The organism is Pseudogracilibacillus sp. SO30301A (genome assembly GCF_037072025.1).
Lineage (GTDB): Bacteria > Bacillota > Bacilli > Bacillales > Amphibacillaceae > Pseudogracilibacillus.
Genome location: NZ_JAXHDD010000054.1, coordinates 1 through 21,411, shown reverse-complemented (window position 1 = coordinate 21,411; position 21,411 = coordinate 1). Strand labels below are relative to the sequence as shown.

Sequence of the window (21,411 nt, the reverse complement as noted above, 5' to 3'; positions counted from 1 at the left end):
TTTTCAATAACTTTTAGGAGGTCTTTGGCATGGCAAAAGCATTATTGGAAGTAGAAAAACTAGCAAACTATATTAACGGAGAATGGGCAGAGGGAAAAGAGTTCACTTCGGTGATCAACCCTGCAACAGGTGAACAAGTTGTACAAGTGCCATTATCTGGAGGAAAAGCCGTTAATGAAGCAGTTCAAGCGGCAAAAGTTGCCCAAAAAGAATGGGCACTAACACCCGCACCACAACGTGCAGAAGTCCTGTATGAAGTCGGCAGAATTATGAAAGAACGTAAAGAACATTTAGCAAAATTGTTAACACTTGAAAACGGAAAAGTACTGGAAGAAGCACGTGGAGAAGTGCAAGAAGGAATTGATATGGCATTTTATATGGCTGGTGAAGGAAGAAGACTATTTGGTCAAACGACAAATGCTGAATTAAAAGATAAATTTGCAATGAGTATGAGAGCGCCAATTGGAGTAGTTGGTATCATAACACCGTGGAATTTTCCAATTGCAATTGCCACATGGAAATCATTCCCCGCGATCGTGGCAGGAAATGCAGTGATTTGGAAACCAGCAACAGAAACACCAATTATGGCCTTTGAATTAGCTAAGATTTATGAAGAGGCAGGACTCCCAAAAGGGGTAATCAATGTAGTTTATGGATCTGGTAGTACGGTTGGGGATGCAATGGTTCACCATGATGATATTCGTGTTATTTCCTTTACAGGTTCAAATGAAACAGGAAGTCATATTGCTGCCGAATGTGGAAGACAGCTGAAAAAGGTATCACTAGAACTAGGTGGTAAAAATGCTGTTATTGTAATGGATGATGCGGATATTGATCTAGCAGTTGAAGGAATTATTTGGAGCGCTTTTGGAACGAGTGGGCAAAGATGTACAGCCTGTAGTCGCGTCATTGTTCATGAAGATGTAAAAGAACAATTAGAACAAAGATTACTAACAGAAATGGAAAAGCTTACAATCGGTAATGGTTTGGATGAAGATGTAAAAGTAGGTCCGATTATTAACGATGCTGGAATGGAAAAAATTAAAAAGTATATGGAAATCGGCAAACAAGAAGGAGCAAAATTATTAGCAGGAGGATATCCATTAACAGAAGGTAACTTAGCTAAAGGGAACTATTTTGCTCCAACATTGTTCAGTGATGTTACGGGGGATATGCGGATTGCCCAGGAAGAAATTTTTGGTCCGGTCGTATCGCTTATCCCTGTCAAATCTTTTGAGGAAGCGATTGAAGTAAATAATAATGTAACGTATGGTTTATCTAGTTCAATATTTACTAGTGATGTGAACCGTGTATTTAAAGCACAACGCGACTTAGATACGGGAATTGTCTATGTAAATGCCGGAACGACTGGTGCTGAGATCCACTTACCATTTGGTGGAACAAAAGGAACTGGAAATGGGCATCGTGACTCAGGAGTGCAAGCACTAGATGTATTTACAGAATGGAAAGCTGTTTATGTTGATTATAGTGGGAAATTGCAGCGTGCCCAAATTGATGTTGATTAATTGGAAAGAATAACATAATGATTGAAGCCTTTATATATTAATAGTAAGTTTAAAAGAGGAGCTGAGCTGATGAAAGTAGGTGTATTAGGTTCCGGTTTGATGGGAAAAGAGGCGGCTAGAGATTTGGTAAGCAGTGAGAAAGTTTCGAAAGTTGGATTAGCAGACATTGATCTGTCACGAGCAGAGCATGTATGTAAAGTACTTCATTCTCCGAAACTTTCAGCCTACCAAGTAAATGCAGCAGATGAAAATGAATTGGCAAAATTTATGGAAGACTTTGATGTAATTATTAATGCTTTATTTTATTCGTTTAATGAAATTGTAGCGAAAACAGCAATAAAAATCGGGGTTAGTTCTGTAGATTTGGGAGGTCATATCGGCCACATTACCGATAAAGTGCTAGAGTTAGATGATGCGGCAAAGATGAGTGGAGTTACGATCATACCTGATTTAGGTGTTGCTCCTGGCATGATCAATATTTTATCAGGATATGGAGCGAGTAAACTAGATGATGTTGAATCTATTAAACTATACGTTGGGGGGATACCGCTAAACCCTGAACGACCTTTGGAATACAATCACGTATTCTCGATGGAAGGAGTATTTGATCATTATACAGATCCATCGCTAATTATTAGGAATGGAGTAAAACAAGAAATAGCTTCACTATCTGAGGTGGAGCGAATTTATTTTGAAAAATTTGGACCGTTGGAGGCATTTCACACATCGGGTGGAACTTCAACCTTGTCCCATTCTTTTCCGCAGCTTGAAACATTAGAATACAAGACCATCCGCTATCCCGGCCATGCAGAAAAATTTCAGTTACTTGTTGATTTAAATTTAACTCGTAAAGGGTATCAAGTTGAAGTTAATGGAGAAAAGGTGAGTCCGCGTGATGTTTTATTAAAAGTACTCGATCCAATAGTAGAGTTAGGCAATAAAGATGATGCGGTACTTTTAAGAGTAATTGTTTCTGGACTTAAAGACAAAGAAAAAACGACTTATACGTATGAGATGACAACATATAAAGACCGGTTGAACAATGTTACCGCAATGGCCAGAGCGACAGCGAATACGATTTCTATTGTCGCCCAGATGATTGCAGAAGGTACGATTAACCAAAAAGGAGTTATTCCACCTGAAAAAATTGTACCTGGCGACTTGTATATTGCTGAATTAAAAAAACGTGATGTTCATATTTCTGAGATAGAAACGAAACAGTCATCTGAAATAGCGAATATATAAAATTTCCCCCTCTACATATTATGTGGAGGGACTTTTTCATAATCATTGTTGAAGGAAGGTATAAATATGAATCAAAGTGTGATAAAAGCTTTAGGTATACTTGATTTATTTGTTGAGGAAAAAGAATTATCTTTACAAGAAATTGCAGACATATCGGGGATTCCTAAGCCGACAGCATACCGCCTTCTTTCGACTTTGGAAAACTGTGGAATGTTGTATAAGGTGAAAGTAAGCACCCATGACAGCCGTTATGGTTTAGGATTGAAATTATTAGAATTAGGAAATCTAGTTTCGGAGCGCCTTGAATTAAGGGAGATTGCAGTTCCTTTTATGGAAAGGCTAGCTAAAGAAATTAATGAAGTGATTCATTTAGTAATTCCTTATCAACAAGAAGCAACATATATCGAAAAAGTAAACAGTAGAAGAGCACTCAGTTTACATACGAAAGTAGGTAGAAGCACTCCGCTTTATGTAGGGTCGGGACCGAAAATGTTACTCGCCTATATGAATGAAAAAGAACAGCAAGCGATTTTGCAAGCTCCTGTCTTGTATACGTTAACAAACCGAAAAATTGATAAGGATGAATTAGTAAAGGAACTGAGAGAAATTCGTAAACAGCAATTTTCGTTAAGTATTGATGAGCAAGATGGAGATACTACAGGACTATCTTTTCCAATTTTTAATTTTGAAAACAAAGTAATTGCAGCTCTAGCAATTAGTGGTCTTTCCAGTCGTTTTAACGGAGAAAAATTAGAGCGAATGAAAGAATTAGGTAGTAAGACCGCTAAGTGTATCTCAAAACAGCTCGGATTTAGGGGGAAATGAATAGTGAATACGATTTTTATAGCAGGACATGCTAGACTTCCATCAGGTATGGCAGCAAAAAGTATTTATGATACATTAACAATTACAGCAGAGATTGATAAAAAATATGGGGTAATTGTCTCAACGAGTTGTACGTTGGCAACTGTTCATGCACAGCAATTTGTCGAGCATCTGTTAAAAGGTTATAGTTTGCAAGATGGGATAGAAGTGCTTGTTCAACAAGTCCGTGAACAATACTTAGGAAAAGCAGGCAGTGCACTTGAGTCAGCACTAAAAGATTTATATAAGCAGTATGAAAAAATCAATGAATAGACAGTAGAAGAAATAAATTACAAGTTGATAAAAATAAAATCTTGTGTTATATTTTAATATATTAAAAAAATTTTATTATAAAATAAAAAAGAGGGGGTGCAATGTTGAAGGTCGTCGATCTCCATTCCGATTTATTTAATGACATCGCTTTTCGCAGAGGGAATGGTGAAAGAAATGTCCTTGAAAGGGTACATTTACCGAATCTCAAACGAGGAAGAGTAGCAGGATTAATTGGAGTAATATGGGTAGAACCAATCTATCAAAACAAACTAAAGCGTTTTCTTGAAATTTTTCACCATGTATTAGACGATTTGAATGAATCGAGTGAAGTTATTGTAGTTAGGACTCCTGACGAGATGTTACATGCATATGAAACAGAAAAATTCTTCGTGTATTTAGGAATTGAAGGAGTTACATTTATCGAAGAGTGGACAGGTAATAATAAAAAAGAAAAAGTTTCACTTGCGTTTAACGAATTAAATGAAAATTCAATTCGTCACTCCATTTTTACATGGAACGAAGTAAATTTTATTGCATCAGGATCTGGAAATGAAAAAAATGTTCATTCAGGAATAAGTAAGCATGGGGAAGGTTTAATTCAGCAAATGATTGATGAAAATTGGATAATTGATGTTTCTCATTTGGACGAGCAATCGTTTTGGGATGTTGTCAATCAATCGAACTATCCACTGTTAGCATCACATAGTAATGTAAATGCGATTTGTTTCCATGAAAGAAATTTAACTGACGAACAAATTAATGCAATCGCCAAAACAGAAGGGCTAATTGGTGTAAACGCTTACGGATCATTTGTCCATCCGACTGAACCAACGATCGATAGATTTATAGATCATATTTGCTATATTGCAGAGCTTGTCGGCATTGAGTATGTTGGATTGGGCTTTGATTTTGTAGATTATTTACAAAGTTATGACTTAGGTAGTGATTTATCAAATCTTACAGTGGGACTTGAAGATGCAACCAAAATACCAAAGCTGTTAGAAAAATTATCACAACGAGGATTTTCAAGTGCAGATATAGAGAAACTTGCTTTTCGTAACTTTTATCAATTTATGTGTAATATTCACAAATATTCAAGGGGGAAAAATGATGCGTAATAGATTTTTAATTATTTTCATGTTATTGATATTAGTATTAAGTGCATGTTCGTCTAATAACGACTCTGAAACAAGTTTGAGCGATGGAGCTACTGATGAATCGTCGACTGCATCTGACGCGTTAACTGTATCTATTCCAGCTGAAGCAGGAACACTTGACCCAGGTGTTTCAATGGACAATGCTTCGTGGAAAATTACTCATCCAGCATATGAACGATTAGTAGAATATGATGGTGAAAAAACAACTGTAAAACCAGGAATTGCAAAAGAATGGGATATTTCAGATGATGGATTAACGTATACATTTTATCTTGAGGAAGGACATCAATTTTCCGATGGTTCTGAAGTAGATGCAGAAGCGGTTAAATTTACATTTGAACGTATAATTCAGATCGAAAAAGGTCCTTCAAGCTTATATGAAATTATTAAAAACATTGAAGTGATCGATGATTATACAGTTGAATTTGAATTAGAAAATGAATTTCCACCATTTATCTCAACGTTAGCAGCGAGCTATGGTTCGATTGTGAATCCAAAAGTATTAGACTTTGAAGAAGATGGAGATTTAGGTCAAAACTACTTATCTGTTAATACAATGGGAAGCGGTATCTATCAATTAGAAGAATATGAACAAGGGCAGTATTATAAATTAACAGTTAATCCAAATTCAAATGTGGAACCTGAATTGAAAACGGTTATTTTCCAAATTGCTTCAGATACGGCTGGTGCGCGTATGCGGCTTGAAAAAGGTGAAGTAGATATTGTTGAAGGCATACCGACAGATCAAATTGAAAGTTTAAAAGAAATGGAAGGGATTAAGATTGAAGAGTCTCCTTCTTTGTTAGTTGACTATGTTTATATGAATATTGGAAAAGGGCAAGACGCGATGAAAAATAAAGAGTTCCGTCAAGCCGTTAACTATGCAATCGATTATGATTCGATTATCTCTCAAATTATGGAGGGATATGCGAAGCAGTTTAAAGGACCAGTTCCTGAAGGTTTATGGGGACACAATCCTGATTTAGATATGTATACATTTGATACAGATAAAGCTAAGGAATTACTTGAACAGTCAGGGTTTACTGATGTAACATTAGATCTATTATATTCTGATAACCGACCATATTGGGAAGAATTAGCACTCATGCTCCAAAGTAATTTAAGTGAAATTGGCATCAATGTGAAATTAAATAAAGTGGCTTATGCAACAATGAGAGAACAAATTGATGTTGGTGAATTTGATTTATCTTTAGGAGTATGGAGTCCAGACTATGGAGATCCATTCATGTTTATGAACTATTGGTTTGATTCCGAAAACTGGGGATTAGCTGGAAACAGATCATTTTATGAAAATGAACAAGTCGATAAATTAATTAGAGAAGCGGCTTCCATTAGTGACCAAGCAGAAAGAGAAGCATTATATAATGAAGCACAAGAAATTATTGTCGATGATGCTGTTTATATTCATCTTGCACAAAAAGACTTTATCGTACCTATGAGAGATAATGTCAAAGGATTTGTATATAACCCGATGTTAGAAGGGATCTATAACTTGGCAGAAATGTCTAAATAATATTAGATAAAGGTGATGACAAGTCAATGCTAAAAGTTATAAAAGATAGAATGATTATGCTTGTGTTTGTCATATTTGGAGTTAGTATTATAACCTTTATGATATCCAATATTATCCCGGGCGACCCAGCCCGGATGATTGTTGGGCAACGAGCAAGTCAAGAAACTTATGAAAAAGTGAGAGAACAATTAGGCTTAAATGATCCATTATTTGTTCAGTATTTTAATTATATAAAAGGGATTTTTACAGGTGATTTAGGAACGTCGATTCGAACCCAGCAGCCAGTGATGAATGATTTATTTACTTATTTTCCAGCAACATTAGAGTTAGTTGTGTTTGCTTTTATTATTGCAATCTTTTTTGGAATTATTATCGGTGTTATCACAGCGGTATATAATAATACGAAAATCGATTATATCGGTCGAATATTTTCTATTTCAGGAGTATCTACACCTGTCTTTTTAAGTGGACTACTTTTAATTTTATTTTTTTACGGTAAGCTTGGATGGTTACCTTCTTCGGGTAGATTAGATTTGACGATAGCACGTCCTGATAAAATAACTGGGTTTTATACGATTGATAGTTTAATAGCGGGAGATTTTAATACGTTTAAAAATGCAATCAGCCATCTCCTGTTACCCGCAATTGCCCTCTCCTATGTTCAATTATCGGCAATTACGAGACAGGTTAGATCTTCTATGATTGATATTTTAAATCAAGACTTTATTCGGACAGCAAAGGCGAATGGAATTTCAAATTTGACTTTAATTTTTCGTTATGGATTACGTAACGCCCTTATTCCAACTGTTACTGTTATAGGAGTTTCTTTTGGATCATTATTAGGTGGAGCTGTCATCACTGAAATTGTCTTTAATTGGCCAGGGATGGGGAAATATGTCGTAGATTCTATCGGAAATTTAGATTTTCCAGCGATTATGGGTTTTACCATTTTTATAGCAGTTGGATATGTGTTAATTAATTTAGTCGTTGACTTACTATATTTAGTGCTCGATCCACAAATTAGGGAATAGGGGGGAAAACATGGAGACAAAAGCTATAGAACTGAAACAACCTGCAGAATGGAAAATAAAATGGTATCGCTTTAGAAAAAATCCTCTCACATTAATCGGAGGCTTCGTATTAATTTTATTTATCATTATGGCAGCCTTTGCCCCACTGTTAACTCCTTATGAACCAGATAGTATCGATATGTCCAATCGATTAGCATCACCTAGTGCAGCTCATTGGTTTGGTACAGATGAAGTTGGTCGGGATATTTTTACGAGAGTAATCTATGGAGCAAGGCTTTCATTAGGAATGGGGATTTCAGTCGTAGTTGTTACAGGTTTAATTGGCACGATTATCGGTGCAACTGCAGGATATTTTGGAGGAAAGTTTGGGCAAATCATTATGCGAATAATGGATGTTATTTTAGCTTTCCCAACATTAGTATTAGCAATGGCATTAACTGCAGCATTAGGTCCGAGTCTTTTCAATGCGATGCTAGCAATCGCAATTGTAAAAATACCAGTTTTTGTACGTTTAGCTCGAAGTGAAACACTCGTTGTTCGTGAAAGGCTTTATGTAAAAGCGGCAAAAACGTTTGGATTATCAGATATTTGGATTATTTTCAGACATGTGATTCCAAATGTGATCACACCAGTCATCATTCAAATTACGATTGATTTAGGGGACGTTATTTTACTAATTGCTACATTAGGATTTTTAGGGCTTGGGGCGCAACCGCCAACACCTGAATGGGGTGCGATGATTCATACTGGCTGGGAATACTTCTTAAATCAGTGGTGGTATGCAACATTTCCAGGACTGTTTATTTTCTTAGCATCCGTTAGCTTTAATTTACTAGGAGATGGCTTAAGAGATTTACTAGATCCTAAGTCGTTAAAATAAGGAGGCATACTATGTTCCTTCAAATTAAAAATTTATCTGTTACATTCAATAGTATTTATGGGAAAACAGATGTATTAGAAGATGTTTCGTTACATGTAAATAAAGGAGAAATAATTGGTATTGTTGGTGAGTCAGGCTCAGGGAAATCTGTCACTGCTCTTTCTATTTTAGGTTTATTAGATCGTAATGCCGAGATAACGAATGGGGAAATAATATATAAAGATAAAAATTTACTGCAATTATCAGAAAAAGAAATTCAATTACTACGTGGCAAAGAAATTGGGATGATTTTTCAGGAGCCAATGACAGCTTTAAACCCTACGATGAAAATTGGGAAGCAAATTGCAAATGTCATTCAAAAACATCAAAAAGTAAATAAGAAAGAGGCCGATCGATTAACGATTGCAGCGTTAAAAGATGTAAAAATTAACGATCCAGAGGAAGTTGCTAAGAAGTATCCTTTTCAACTGAGTGGAGGAATGAGGCAACGAGTAGTGATTGCACTTGCCATGTCTGCTCCACCAGAATTAGTTATTGCAGATGAACCTACTACAGCTCTTGATGTAACGATTCAAGCTGAAATTTTAAAATTAATGCAAGAGCTATGTGAAAAAAAAGGAACAAGTATTATATTAATTACACATGATTTAGGTGTTGTTGCGAATATATGTGATCGTGTATATGTGATGTATGGCGGGAAAATTGTGGAAGAAGGAAATACGAAACAAGTATTAATGAAATCGAGTCATCCATATACAAGGGGACTGATTGAGTCATTACCAGAAGGAAAAAGCCAAGATGAAGCATTGAAAGTACTACATGGGGAATCATTTAATCCACGAAACCGTCCACAAGGTTGTGTTTTTTATAGCCGTTGTCCGATTCGGACGGAAAAGTGTTTGCATGAACAGCCAACAATTGTTGAAGTGAACCAAGATCATAAAATTAGTTGTTGGGAGGCTGAAGTTTATGTTGACCATCAAGAACTTGTCTAAACAATTTGACGGGGTAATAGCGGTCGAAAATATTTCTATATCGATAAAACGCGGTCAAACATATGGATTAGTTGGAGAATCCGGTTCAGGAAAAAGTACAATCGGAAATATAACAATAGGGCTATTAGAGCCAACAAGTGGTACAATCAAATTTAAAGAAAAAGAACTTTGGAATAAAAAAGGGAAGTTTATCCGTCCACCAGCTGGGATGATGCAAATTGTTTTCCAAGACCCACAATCATCATTAGATGTGCGATTTACGATAAAAGATATCGTGACAGAGCCATTACGCGCTTTACCTAAGCAGATGCAAAAAGAGAAGTTTTCAAATGAATATTTAGTTCAATTAATGAGGCGAGTAGGAATGAATGAAGATCATCTTAATCGCTATCCCCATGAATTTTCTGGTGGTCAAAGGCAAAGAATTGCAATTGCACGTGCGATCATTACAGATCCGGAGTTCATTATTTTGGACGAACCCACTTCAGCGCTTGATGTTTCTGTTCAAGCACAAATATTAAATTTATTAAAACAGCTTCAAAAAGAAATGAAATTAACATATCTATTTATTTCGCACGATATGTCTGTGATTCGTTATATGTGTGATGAAATAGGCGTACTTTATCGCGGAAGGTTAGTGGAAGAAGGGGAAACAGAAAAGTTATTTCTGTCCCCACAAGAAGAATATACGAAAAGGTTATTTTCATCTTTACCTAGACTTTCAACAGTGAAGGAAGGTTAACATTGATGTTAGATGGAAACAAATTTAGAGTGATAAGAAAGAAACATGGCTTATCACTTCAACAATTATCAGATAAATCTGGAGTCAGTGTTTCAATGATTAGTCAAATAGAGAGAAATAATGTTGATCCAACAATGACTACTTTATATAAATTATGTCAAGGATTGGATATTACAATTGCTTCTTTATTTACCTCATCTGATGTTGAAGATCGCGTTGTAAAAAAAGATGAACGAAAGACGATTGTTTTACCTAACTCTAAATTAAAGTATCAATTGCTAACACCGAATACAAAAGGTGACTTAGAAATGCTTTTAATTGAGTTAGAGCCTGGGCAAGAAGATAGGCAAATGATTAATCATCACGGAGAAGAATGTGGCTTTGTATTAAAAGGTAAACTTACTGTCATTTTAGATGAAAAAGAGTATCTTTTACATGAGGGTGATAGTATTTATTTTAATAGTGATATTCCTCACCGTTTTATTAATCAGCATGATGAAAAGTCAGTTTCTATTTGGGCAATGACTCCAGCAAGTTTCTAATAATAGTGAAGTGATTCAAAAGAGCTGTTTCAAATTATTAATTTGAAACAGCTCTTTGTTGACTAGAAGTCTACTTTATTTTCTTCGCTAGGAATGGTTATATGAAAATTCGCAATAATATGCATACAATCGAGATAAAACATTTATCCCCAGAAAAGTTGAGTCTGTAATAAATTAGATTTTTCGTATAAATAACCCTCCATAAGGAACACTCTGTTTCTATATTATAAATCCTGCTCCCAAGCTGGAAGCATTTTGTTTAAAGGTTTATCTTTTCGGTATCCAAGAACGTATTCCGCTTGCATTATCGTATGAATTTCTCTTGTTCCTTCATATATAACAGGTGCTTTTGAGTTTCGTAAATAACGCTCGACCGGATATTCGTCCGAAAAGCCGTACGCTCCATGGATTTGTACAGCATCATCCGCTGCTTTATTAGCAAAATCACATGCTTGCCATTTTGCCAGAGACGTTTCTCGTGTGTTTCGCTTTCCAGCATTTTTTAATTCTCCAGCACGGTAGACGAGTAATCGACTCATTTGTAGGCCAGCCTCCATATTGGCGATCATTTGCTGAACTAGTTGATGCTGCCCAATCGGCTTTCCAAACGTTTCCCGTTCGTGACAATAAGCAACAGACGCTTCCATACAGACCATGATTTGTCCTACTGCTCCAGCGGCAACCGTGAAGCGTCCATTATCAAGAGAGGCCATCGCAATTTTAAAACCTTCCCCTTCTGCACCAAGTAAATTTTCTTTTGGGACTTTTAAGTTATCAAAAAATATTTCTCCTGTATTACCGGCGCGAATTCCTAACTTTCCTTTAATCGCTTTTGATGAAAAACCTTCCCATTTACGTTCTACAATAAAAGCTGAGATTCCGTGATGTTTTTTTGATTTATCAGTATAGGCAAAAACTAAAAAATGATCAGCGACATCACATAGAGAGATCCATGTTTTTTGTCCATTTAAAATATAATAGTCCCCATCTTTAACCGCAGTTGTTTGCATAGCGGCAACGTCTGATCCAGCAGCTGGCTCGGTTAACCCAAAGGCGCCAACCTTTTCACCGCGAGCTTGTGGGACGAGATATTTTTGCTTTTGTTCTTCTGAACCCCATTGTAAAATGGACATACTATTAAGCCCAGTATGAACGGAAACCGCTGTTCGAAAGGCTGTATCTCCACGTTCTAGCTCCTCACAAACGATAGCGAGTGCATTATAGTCCATTCCACTACCGCCGTACTTCTCAGGGATACAAACTCCCATTAATCCTAAGTCTGCTAATTTCTTAATAATCGACGGTTCAAAATAACCTTCACGATCCCATGTTGCGATATGTGGCATGATTTCTTGATCAACAAAACTTCTTACTGTATTACGTAACATTTTTTGTTCTTCTGAAAATTGAAAATCCATTAAATCCTCTCCTAATCGTTTAGATTTTTAGAATGTAATTTATTTAATATTTCAACATTATGTTCACCTAGATTTGGTGGATGGTGCCGATACGTCACCGGTGTACGTGATAAATGAAGCGGACTTCCAATCAATTCGATTTCTCCTGCAGTCGGATGCTCCATTTCAATAAACATGTTTCTTTTATTTAGTTGGGGATCGTTGTATACATCTTCCAAATCTTGAATCGGGCCACAAGGGATATTGTTTTTGTCACATTTATCTTTCCAATATGCTGTGTTTCTTTGAAGGAAAGCTCTTTGTAAAATTGGTACAAGTTCTAAACGATGCTTCACCCGATCAGGGTTTGTTTGAAAACGTATGTCTGTTGCCAATTTCGGTTGTTCAATGATTTCACATAACTTTTTAAACTGACTATCATTACCAACTGCGATAACCATTTCTCCATCTTCAGTAATAAATGTCTGATAAGGAACGATATTCGCATGTTCATTTCCAATTCGCTTTGGTATTTCTTTCGTCATTAAATAATTACTTCCTATATTAATTAAAGCACTAACAGCAGAGTCATAGAGTGATAGGTCAATTTTTTGTCCCTTGCCTGATTGTTCTCTTTCAATTAAAGCTGCTTGAATTCCTATTGCTGCATATAGACCTGTTAAAACATCAACTATAGCTACACCTAACTTTTGAGGGCTAGAATTATCTGTTCCTGTAATGCTCATAAGTCCACTCATTGCTTGGATAATAAAATCGTACCCAGCCATATCTTTATAAGGACCGGTTTCTCCAAAGCCGGTAATAGAACAATAGATTATTTTTGGATTGATAAGTGAAAGAGTTTTATAGCCGAGACCAAACTTCTCCATTGTGCCGGATTTAAAATTATTAATGACAACATCTGCCTCAGAAACGAGCTCTTTTATTTGCTCAATCCCTTGTACTGATTTTAAATCAATTGTCACACTTTTTTTATTTCGATTGGTACAGAGATAGTATGCACTGACTTTCTGTTTAAAAGGTGGCCCCCATTTCCTAGTATCATCACCGCTATTAGGTGATTCCACTTTAATTACTTCAGCTCCTAAATCTCCAAGAACCATCGTACAAAAAGGACCTGCCAGAACTCGAGATAAATCAAGAATCTTTATTCCTTTTAAGGCTCCCGCCATTAATGTTCACCTCCTAAAGTACTAAAAATAATAAAAAGCCAGCTCAAACTAACTTATTAAATAAGTATAGTAAGAACTGGCTTACACTTGTTGGGACAATTTTGGTGTGAAACTGTAAACAAGTTAGGCAGTTTTTTCGCAAAAGAAATGCAATTAAACGTTTCTATTACTATAGTATAATATTTTTAAAATTATGTAAATAGCAAATCCATATATTATAGAAATGTAACAAAAAGATTACACAGCATAATATTATTGTAAAACAACTTCGCATTTTAAAATATGTCAAGGGGTAATTCCATGTAAAAAATGGTATTGATGGTTAGTATTTGCTTTTGGATTTAATTTGGAATCAATAAAACTATTTATTTATTAACATTTTAAAAGTTAAAAAGTTAAGAATTTGAATTTGGAAAAGGCTGGTTCGTTTATTACGAAAAATAGATGATATGATGTAATCACAACAAAACAACACAAAAGGAGAGTAAGTAATGTTTAAGAAGTATAGAATCATAGTTGCAATGTTAATTGTTGGATTAGTGAGCACAGGATTTGGACAATCTGTTGGAGCTTCTGCTCAAGCAGGAGATACAGAAAGTCAAACTGATAAATTTATTTACCAAGGAAAGATAGATAAAGATAATTATAGAGAATTAGAAAGTTTTCTTGAAAATTGTCTAGCGAAATGGAACATTCAGTGGAACAAAACTGAAAAAACACCTAAGGAAGAACAACCAGAAGAGCAGCCAGCACCTGAAGAAGTAGAACAACCAGAAGAACAACCAGCACCTGAAGAAGTAGAACAGCCAGAAGAACAACCAGCACCTGAAGAAGTAGAACAGCCAGAAGAACAACCAGCTCCAGAGGAAGTTGAGCAACCAGCTCAACCAGCACCTGAAGAAAATGTTACACCTGAAAAACCAGAAAATAATGATTCAGGTCAATTAAGCCAATACGAGCAACAAGTAGTTGAATTAACAAACCAAGAAAGAGCAAAAAATGGTTTACAACCTTTACAAGTAGATAATGAGTTAAGTAAAGTGGCAAGAGAGAAATCTCGTGACATGCAAGTGAACAACTACTTTGACCATAACAGTCCTACATATGGCTCCCCATTTGATATGATGAAAGCATATGGCATTAACTACCGTGCAGCAGGGGAAAACATTGCGATGGGTCAACGTACCCCTCAAGAAGTTGTAAATGCATGGATGAACAGCCCAGGTCACCGTGAAAACATCCTAAATAGCAGCTTTACACATATCGGTGTTGGCTATGTTGAACAAGGAAACTACTGGACACAACAATTTATTGGTAAATAATAACTCCAAATCGAGCAAGGACAAGTGTTGTCTGCGCTCGTTTTTTTTTTCGGTAAAACTTGGAGTTATCCAAGAATTTTTTAGTATATTCGTGATTTTTCCGTACAAAAACGTGTTATCCGTGCACACATTATCTTTTTATCCGTAATCACTTGGTTGAAATGTACTGATTTTAATAATTGTACATGGTGAAGTATCATTAGTTTACTTAATCCATTTAAATCAGTGGTATTTGAGTAATTTTTATTGTACGATTTGATTATAGAAATAAGTTTTGCATAAGGAAAGGATTGGTTTATACATAATGAATACAAAACGTTGGTTAGCGTTAATTGCAGCACTTGTACTACTCTTTGTTTCGATTGGATTCCGTTTTACAATGAATATTGCTTCGGGAATGTTAGAGTCATTTGCTGAACTTGACGACTACTATTTTGACGAACATATTGTAGAAGAAGGGGATTGGGACAAAAGAATTGCTGTACTTAATTTAGATGGTGTAATTCAAGATGCAGAAATGTCGATATTTTTTGAAGGATACAATCACGAACAATTTTTAAAGATGATTGACCAAGCTGGTGAAGACGATTCTGTTGAAGCAATTGTTTTACAAGTTGATTCACCAGGCGGAGCTGTAGGACCTACAGCAGAAATTCACCGTAAGCTTGTAGAAATACAGGCAGCATATGAAAAGCCAATTTATGTTTCAATGGGATCAATGGCAGCATCGGGTGGCTATTATGTTGCTGCTCCGGCGGATAAAATTTTTGCTGAACCTTCAACAATTACTGGTTCAATCGGTGTTATTATGGAAAGTGTTAATTATGCAGGACTTGCTGAAAAATACGGTATTAATTTTAATACGATTAAAAGTGGAAAACATAAAGATATCATGTCTGCAAGCCGAGAAATGACAAAAGAAGAAAGAGAAATCTTACAATCGATGGTTGATGAAATGTATGATGAATTTGTTCAAGTAATTGTTGATGGAAGAGGAATGAGTGAATCGAAAGTAAGAGAAGTAGGAGATGGACGTGTCTATACTGGAAAACAAGCACAATCAGTTGGGTTAGTCGATGAAGTTGGTAATTTTGAAGATACGTTGACTGCTCTTAAAGAAGATTATGATTTAGAAGACGCCCAAGTAATCCAATATGAAGAAGGTTTCGGAATTTTATCAGGACTCGGAATGAATATGAAATCATTATTCCAATCGGATTCATCAGAACTTGAAATGGTTCTGTCTTTATTAAGACAATCAGATAAACCACGAGCAATGTATATTTACTAGTGTGAGGGAGGTAAAACAATGGATTCCAACTATGAAGAAGACCAAATAGAAAAAAACGACTCTGTCCCGATGGTAGAACCGTCCCCACAAGAGAATGAATATAGATATGCAGGATTTTGGATGCGTTATTGGGCTTATTTAATTGACGTAATTATCATTTTTAGTATCAATGGTATATTACTAAGTCCACTTCTATTCGTAAATGAAGGATTCCCGCTTGAAATCGGATTTTGGACAGTGAATGGAATTTTAGCCGGGATTATTTATTATGTATATTTTTTATTAATGACAAAATTTTGGGGACAGACAGTCGGTAAAATGATTCTTGGAATTAAAGTAATTAGCGAGAACGGTGAAACGCCGTTGTTATGGAGTGACCTTATTTTTAGAGAAGTAATTGGACGCTTTATCCAAAATGTGATTTTTATTTTAAAATTACTATACCTTGTCATTGCATTTTCCCCAAAGAAGCAAGGTATTCATGATATGATCGGTAATACAAAGGTTATTCACATATAAATTGGGAGTGGTTGATATGTGTGGTCGTTATACCTTATTAGCTGATGAACTGAAAATAAGGCAACGATTTGATATTTCGTATGAGATAGACAATTATCATCCAAATTATAATATTGCTCCTAGTCAGCAAGTTCTAGCTATTATTCATGATGGAAAAAAACGTCGAGCCGGTTTTTTAAAGTGGGGGCTTGTTCCGTCTTGGGCAAAAGATGAGAAAATTGGAAATAAAATGATTAATGCCCGCAGTGAGACAGCTCATGTGAAGCCAAGCTTTAGAAACTTAATGGCTAGGAAGCGTTGTCTTGTGATTGCAGACAGCTTTTATGAATGGCAGAAGACAGAAGACGGGAAAATACCGAAAAGAATCCAATTAGAAAATCGTGAATTATTTGCATTTGCCGGTCTTTGGGATAAGTGGCAATACGGGGATAAAACATTATTCACGTGCACATTATTAACAAAAGATTCCAATACATTTATGAAGAGTATTCATCACCGAATGCCAATTATATTACCGAGAGATAAAGAAGACGTCTGGATTAGACCAAGTTTTGCAAATGAGAAAGAAGCTCATCAATTTTTAAACGAGATTGAAATGGAGCACTTGACAGCATATTCTGTTAGTGATTTTGTTAATCATGTAAAAAATAATAATGCTCAATGTATTGAACCAATCGCAAAATAATTTACTAGGGGGCTTTAAGGTGATCCGCATTTTATTCGTATGTTTAGGAAATATTTGTCGTTCACCGATGGCGGAGGCAATATTTCGGAATATGGTACAGGAAAAAGGGTTAGCTAAAGACATTGAAGTAGATTCTGCTGGGACTGCTTTATGGCATACTGGTAAACCACCACATGAAGGAACGAGAGCGAAATTAGATGAAAAAGGTATCTCTTATGAAGGGATAACTGCTCGTCAAGTTCTCCAGGAAGACTTTCAGACGTTTGATTACATCATTACAATGGATGATAGCAATATGAAAAATATACAGGCGGAATACGAAATACCTGATCAAGTTGTCGTTAAAAACCTTCTTGAATTTGTTGAAAGTGCACGTGAATCAAATGTTCCAGATCCATATTATACAGGTAATTTCGATTATACGTATGAATTAGTAAATGAAGCATGTGAACATTTATTAAAATATATTTTAAAAAAATATCAAATTAAAGGTTAGGAGAAAAGGAAATGGGGAAAAGAACATTACTAACGGGTATCATCGCAGGTGCATCAATTGGTGGATTATTAAGTTTGTTAAATAAAGATGCTAGAAAATATGCAAAAGAAACGTTATCTAAGTCACGGGATAATTTTACTTATTATGTGAAAAATCCAACCGATGCTGTAGAAAAAATTCGACATGCAGCCCTTACTTTAAATAATATGATTGAGTCAAATACAAGTAGTGCCGTAAATGCTTTAGAACAAGTAGAAAATTCATTAAATAAAGTAACGAAGAAATAAGATAATGTTAGAGGGAATATTGTCATTTAGAAAGGATTGCCAATATGCAAAAAGTGATCCAGTTCGGAAAAATATTAATAAATCGAATTGATCAGGCAGATGTAGCCGGTCTTTCTGCACAATTAGCATACTTTTTTCTTTTGTCGCTATTCCCTTTTCTGTTATTTTTAGTTACATTACTTGGTTACTTACCCATAGATAGTAATTATGTTATTGATATATTAGGTACCTATTTACCAGCAGATGTAGTTAATATGATTGACATGAATTTAACGCAGCTAGTCAATAACCGGAGTGGTGGTTTATTATCGTTAAGTATCATTGGTACAATATGGTCGGCCTCAAATGGAATGAATGCGATCACTAAGTCTTTTAATAGGGCTTATGAGGTGGAAAAAGAGCGAACCTTTATTACTGCTCGAATAATTGCTGTCGGCTTAACACTGGGTATGATTTTAGTTATTGTCGTAGCACTATTCCTACCGGTATTTGGAAAATTAATTGGCGAACAATTTTTTGCGATGTTTAATTTATCTGAAGACTTTTTAAATGCATGGAATATGTTTCGTTGGGTTACATCTTCGATTATATTTTTTATCGTTTTCTTTGTACTATATATGATGGCGCCACACACGAAGGTTAAGGCGAGACATGCGATTTGGGGAACTTTTTTCGCAACTATTTCCTGGCAAGTTACATCATTTGGATTTTCATTTTATGTAGATACACTTGGTAATTATTCAGCGACTTATGGAAGCTTAGGAACTGTAATCGTTTTAATGATTTGGTTTTATTTATCAGGAATTATTATAACGACTGGCGGTGTACTGAATGCCTTTATGAAAAACTGGGAATTAAATCAAAAGTCAAAATAGTTGTTAAAAGAATCCGTCATAATTTTTATAGGCAAGTAGATTTGCTTGCGAAAAAGGGAACAAAAACTAATAAATCCTAGAAAAAACCGAACTATAAAGCAAATTTCTAATTGAAATTTGTAATAGTTCGGCTTTTCTTTTTAGAAGCCATCGTTAACTACATGGCCAATATCCATAAATTGCGAAATAAAAGTCTACTTGTTATGTTATGTATCAACTCCATATCTAGAGGGCAACTCATATATTGCGAAACGACTCGACATGTTCGGAATTGACTCGACATGTTCGGAATTGACTCGACGTCTTGGAAAACGACTCGACGTCTTGGAAAATGACTCGACATGTTTGAAAACGACTCGACATGTTTGAAATCGACATGACATCTTGGAAAACGACTCGACATCTTGGAAAACGACTCGACGTCTTGGAAAACGACTCGACATCTTGGGAAATGACTCGACGTCTTGGAGAACGACTCGACATGTTCGGAATTGACTCGACATCTTGGAAAACGACTCGACGTCTTGGAAAACGACTCGACAATGTTCGGAATTGACTCGACATCTCGGAAAATGACTCGACGTCTTGGAAAATGACTCGACGTCTTGGAAAATGACTCGACATGTTCGGAATTGACTCGACGTCTTGGAAAATGACTCGACGTCTTGGAAAACGACTCGACATGTTCGGAAACGACTCGACATCTTGGGAAATGACTCGACATGTTTGAAATCGACTCGACATCTTGGAAAACGACTCGACATCTTGGAAAATGACTCGACATGTTTGAAATCGACTCGACATCTTGGAAAATGACTCGACATGTTTGAAATCGACTCGACATCTTGGAAAATGACTCGACATGTTCGGAATCGACTCGACATCATGGAAAACGACTCGACATGTTTGAAATCGACTCGAGTTATTCTTTCCAGTGATGATTAAATAGTTAAGTCACAGTTTTTTTCAACTAAGGATTAAGAGATTCTGTTATGGTAACAAGGGGAAAGTCCACCGAACAGTTTCAAGCGCTGATTCGCAGTGGAAACGTTCGATGGAGCTTTTAAATAATATTTCTCACTCAGTTAACAAATTATTTTAACAGTCTCAAGCCATTTAAGATAACCAAAATGGTGCTTCCTTCATGTCCAATCACTCCCAGAGGCAGGTCAATCGCTTGAAAGAAGTTAGACACAATAAGAGCCGTAATAACAGCTAAAGAAAAAACGATATTTTGTTTAACGACTCGGTTCATTTTTCCAGAGGTTTGAATCGAATCTCTAATTTTTGAGAGATCATTTTTCATTAAAACAACATCTGCCGTTTCAAGAGCTACATCTGTACCTTCTCCCATCGCTATGCCAACATCTGCTGTTGCAAGAGCAGGAGCATCATTTATTCCATCTCCAATCATTGCTACACTGCCATATTTTTCTCGTAACTGCTTCATATAAGTTACTTTTTCTTCTGGTAGACACTCGGATACGTAATCATCGATTCCAACCTCTTTAGCGACAGCTTTTGCAGTCAGTTCATTATCGCCCGTTAGTAATATCGTATAAATTCCACGTTGTTTAATTGCTTTGATTGCTTCTTTGGCTTCTTTTCTTACTGTATCTTTTAGTGCATATATAGCGACAACTTTTTCTTGATGAGTTACAAAAACGACTGTTTTTCCTTCATTCGCCAAATTTTTTGCTAACTCTCCATAAAACTGAGTATCTGGGTGAATAGTTTCAGTAAAATTTTCCTTTCCAATATGACAACTTTCACCATTCACCACTCCAATGACACCTCGACCACTTTCCGTTGTAACCTGTTCAATTTTCACATCAAATATATCTTTATTTAAATAGTTTAAACTGTAAGAACGAATTGCTTCTGCGAGCGGGTGTGTTGATTCACTCTCAATTGCTCCAGCAATTTCATGAATGAAAGCTTCATCGTAACCCGGATGAACGTGAACATTTGTGACTGTAGGTGTTCCATTTGTTAATGTACCTGTCTTATCAAATGCTATAGATTTCATTTGGCTTAGACTTTCGAGATGTACTCCACCTTTAAATAAGACTCCATTTCGTGCACTTTTGGATATGGCTGAAAGAGTTGCTGGCATGATAGATGCAACTAATGCACAAGGAGAAGCTACAACGAGTAGAATCATTGCCCGGTAAATACTTTCCGTTAATGACCAGCCAAATAAAAAGTATGGAAGAAACATCATAATCATAACAGTGATTAAAACAGTTTTAACGTATGTCCCTTCAAATTTTTCAATGAAAAGCTGAGTTGGTGATTTTTCGTCTTGTGCTGATTGAACCATTTCAATTATTTTTTGAAAAATAGTATCTTCTGCATGTTTTGTAATTTCAATTGTTATTGATCCGTTTAGCGCAACAGTTCCGGCAAACACTTCTGCGTTTAAACCTTTCGTTTCAGGAATGGATTCCCCAGTTATTGCACTTTCATCGACAGAGGTAGATCCATGAATAATTTTACCATCTGCGGGGATCCGTTCACTTGCTCTAACATAAATTAAATCTCCAACATTTAATTT

The 21,411-nt window shown here is 35.8% G+C and carries 21 protein-coding genes; 18 read left to right on the top strand and 3 right to left on the bottom strand.

Features of this window, described 5'->3' with window-relative positions; all coding sequences use genetic code 11:
• Positions 1 to 29 precede the first annotated feature (29 nt).
• From SPD89_RS18330 to SPD89_RS18280, 11 genes are all read left to right on the top strand, one after another.
• Entirely contained in the window at positions 30 to 1,526 is a 1,497-nt protein-coding gene (locus SPD89_RS18330) for an aldehyde dehydrogenase family protein (protein WP_336263397.1), read from the top strand.
• A 69-nt stretch (positions 1,527 to 1,595) separates the two neighbouring features.
• Positions 1,596 to 2,771 (top strand): saccharopine dehydrogenase family protein, encoded by a 1,176-nt coding sequence (locus SPD89_RS18325; RefSeq protein ID WP_336263396.1) that lies wholly within the window; start codon positions 1,596 to 1,598, stop codon positions 2,769 to 2,771.
• 66 nt (positions 2,772 to 2,837) lie between these two features.
• Positions 2,838 to 3,596, top strand: coding sequence for an IclR family transcriptional regulator (locus SPD89_RS18320; protein WP_336263395.1), 759 nt, complete (start codon positions 2,838 to 2,840; stop codon positions 3,594 to 3,596).
• 3 nt (positions 3,597 to 3,599) lie between these two features.
• Positions 3,600 to 3,908 (top strand): DUF3870 domain-containing protein, encoded by a 309-nt coding sequence (locus SPD89_RS18315; RefSeq protein WP_336263394.1) that lies wholly within the window; start codon positions 3,600 to 3,602, stop codon positions 3,906 to 3,908.
• 104 nt (positions 3,909 to 4,012) lie between these two features.
• Positions 4,013 to 5,026: a dipeptidase gene (locus SPD89_RS18310; RefSeq protein WP_336263393.1), complete on the top strand. Its 1,014-nt coding sequence runs from the start codon at positions 4,013 to 4,015 to the stop codon at positions 5,024 to 5,026.
• Complete coding sequence (locus tag SPD89_RS18305) at positions 5,019 to 6,599, top strand: ABC transporter substrate-binding protein (protein WP_336263392.1); 1,581 nt, start codon at positions 5,019 to 5,021, stop codon at positions 6,597 to 6,599. Before SPD89_RS18310 ends, SPD89_RS18305 begins: the two co-directional genes overlap by 8 nt.
• Positions 6,600 to 6,625: 26 nt before the next feature.
• The gene (locus SPD89_RS18300) at positions 6,626 to 7,630 is read left to right on the top strand and encodes an ABC transporter permease (RefSeq protein WP_336263391.1); all 1,005 of its coding nucleotides are present in this window, start codon (positions 6,626 to 6,628) and stop codon (positions 7,628 to 7,630) included.
• 10 nt (positions 7,631 to 7,640) lie between these two features.
• The gene (locus tag SPD89_RS18295) at positions 7,641 to 8,510 is read left to right on the top strand and encodes an ABC transporter permease (protein WP_336263390.1); all 870 of its coding nucleotides are present in this window, start codon (positions 7,641 to 7,643) and stop codon (positions 8,508 to 8,510) included.
• A gap of 11 nt (positions 8,511 to 8,521) precedes the next feature.
• Positions 8,522 to 9,505, top strand: a complete 984-nt coding sequence (locus SPD89_RS18290) for an ABC transporter ATP-binding protein (RefSeq protein WP_336263389.1) — start codon at positions 8,522 to 8,524, stop codon at positions 9,503 to 9,505.
• Positions 9,480 to 10,247: an ABC transporter ATP-binding protein gene (locus SPD89_RS18285; RefSeq protein WP_336263388.1), complete on the top strand. Its 768-nt coding sequence runs from the start codon at positions 9,480 to 9,482 to the stop codon at positions 10,245 to 10,247. Before SPD89_RS18290 ends, SPD89_RS18285 begins: the two co-directional genes overlap by 26 nt.
• A 5-nt stretch (positions 10,248 to 10,252) precedes the next feature.
• A complete protein-coding gene (locus SPD89_RS18280) occupies positions 10,253 to 10,789 on the top strand; it encodes a cupin domain-containing protein (protein WP_336263405.1) in 537 nt (178 codons plus the stop codon).
• Between the two features lie 224 nt (positions 10,790 to 11,013).
• On the opposite strand, the gene SPD89_RS18275 is transcribed toward SPD89_RS18280, so the two are convergent.
• Positions 11,014 to 12,207: an acyl-CoA dehydrogenase family protein gene (locus tag SPD89_RS18275; RefSeq protein ID WP_336263387.1), complete on the bottom strand. Its 1,194-nt coding sequence runs from the start codon at positions 12,205 to 12,207 to the stop codon at positions 11,014 to 11,016.
• An 11-nt stretch (positions 12,208 to 12,218) separates the two neighbouring features.
• Entirely contained in the window at positions 12,219 to 13,379 is a 1,161-nt protein-coding gene (locus tag SPD89_RS18270; RefSeq protein WP_336263386.1) for a CaiB/BaiF CoA transferase family protein, read from the bottom strand.
• Between the two features lie 491 nt (positions 13,380 to 13,870).
• On the opposite strand from SPD89_RS18270, the gene SPD89_RS18265 reads away from it, so the two are divergent.
• The 7 genes from SPD89_RS18265 (at position 13,871) to SPD89_RS18235 (ending at position 18,854) form a co-directional block, all read left to right on the top strand.
• Positions 13,871 to 14,701: a CAP domain-containing protein gene (locus SPD89_RS18265; RefSeq protein ID WP_336263385.1), complete on the top strand. Its 831-nt coding sequence runs from the start codon at positions 13,871 to 13,873 to the stop codon at positions 14,699 to 14,701.
• Between the two features lie 304 nt (positions 14,702 to 15,005).
• Positions 15,006 to 15,992, top strand: a complete 987-nt coding sequence (gene sppA / locus SPD89_RS18260; protein WP_336263384.1) for a signal peptide peptidase SppA — start codon at positions 15,006 to 15,008, stop codon at positions 15,990 to 15,992.
• Positions 15,993 to 16,010: 18 nt separating this feature from the next.
• Positions 16,011 to 16,511, top strand: a complete 501-nt coding sequence (locus tag SPD89_RS18255; protein WP_336263383.1) for an RDD family protein — start codon at positions 16,011 to 16,013, stop codon at positions 16,509 to 16,511.
• 16 nt (positions 16,512 to 16,527) lie between these two features.
• Positions 16,528 to 17,196, top strand: a complete 669-nt coding sequence (locus SPD89_RS18250) for an SOS response-associated peptidase (RefSeq protein ID WP_336263382.1) — start codon at positions 16,528 to 16,530, stop codon at positions 17,194 to 17,196.
• 19 nt (positions 17,197 to 17,215) lie between these two features.
• Positions 17,216 to 17,692, top strand: a complete 477-nt coding sequence (locus tag SPD89_RS18245) for a low molecular weight protein-tyrosine-phosphatase (RefSeq protein ID WP_336263381.1) — start codon at positions 17,216 to 17,218, stop codon at positions 17,690 to 17,692.
• An 11-nt stretch (positions 17,693 to 17,703) separates the two neighbouring features.
• Positions 17,704 to 17,979 carry a YtxH domain-containing protein gene (locus SPD89_RS18240; protein WP_336263380.1) on the top strand — a complete coding sequence of 92 codons (276 nt, stop codon included), beginning with the start codon at positions 17,704 to 17,706 and terminating at the stop codon, positions 17,977 to 17,979.
• A 44-nt stretch (positions 17,980 to 18,023) separates the two neighbouring features.
• Positions 18,024 to 18,854 (top strand): YihY/virulence factor BrkB family protein, encoded by an 831-nt coding sequence (locus SPD89_RS18235; protein WP_336263379.1) that lies wholly within the window; start codon positions 18,024 to 18,026, stop codon positions 18,852 to 18,854.
• A 1,093-nt stretch (positions 18,855 to 19,947) separates the two neighbouring features.
• Here SPD89_RS18235 and SPD89_RS18230 read toward each other — a convergent pair.
• Positions 19,948 to 21,411, bottom strand: a 1,464-nt coding sequence (locus SPD89_RS18230) for a heavy metal translocating P-type ATPase (RefSeq protein ID WP_336263378.1), incomplete at its 5' end; no start/stop codon positions are given.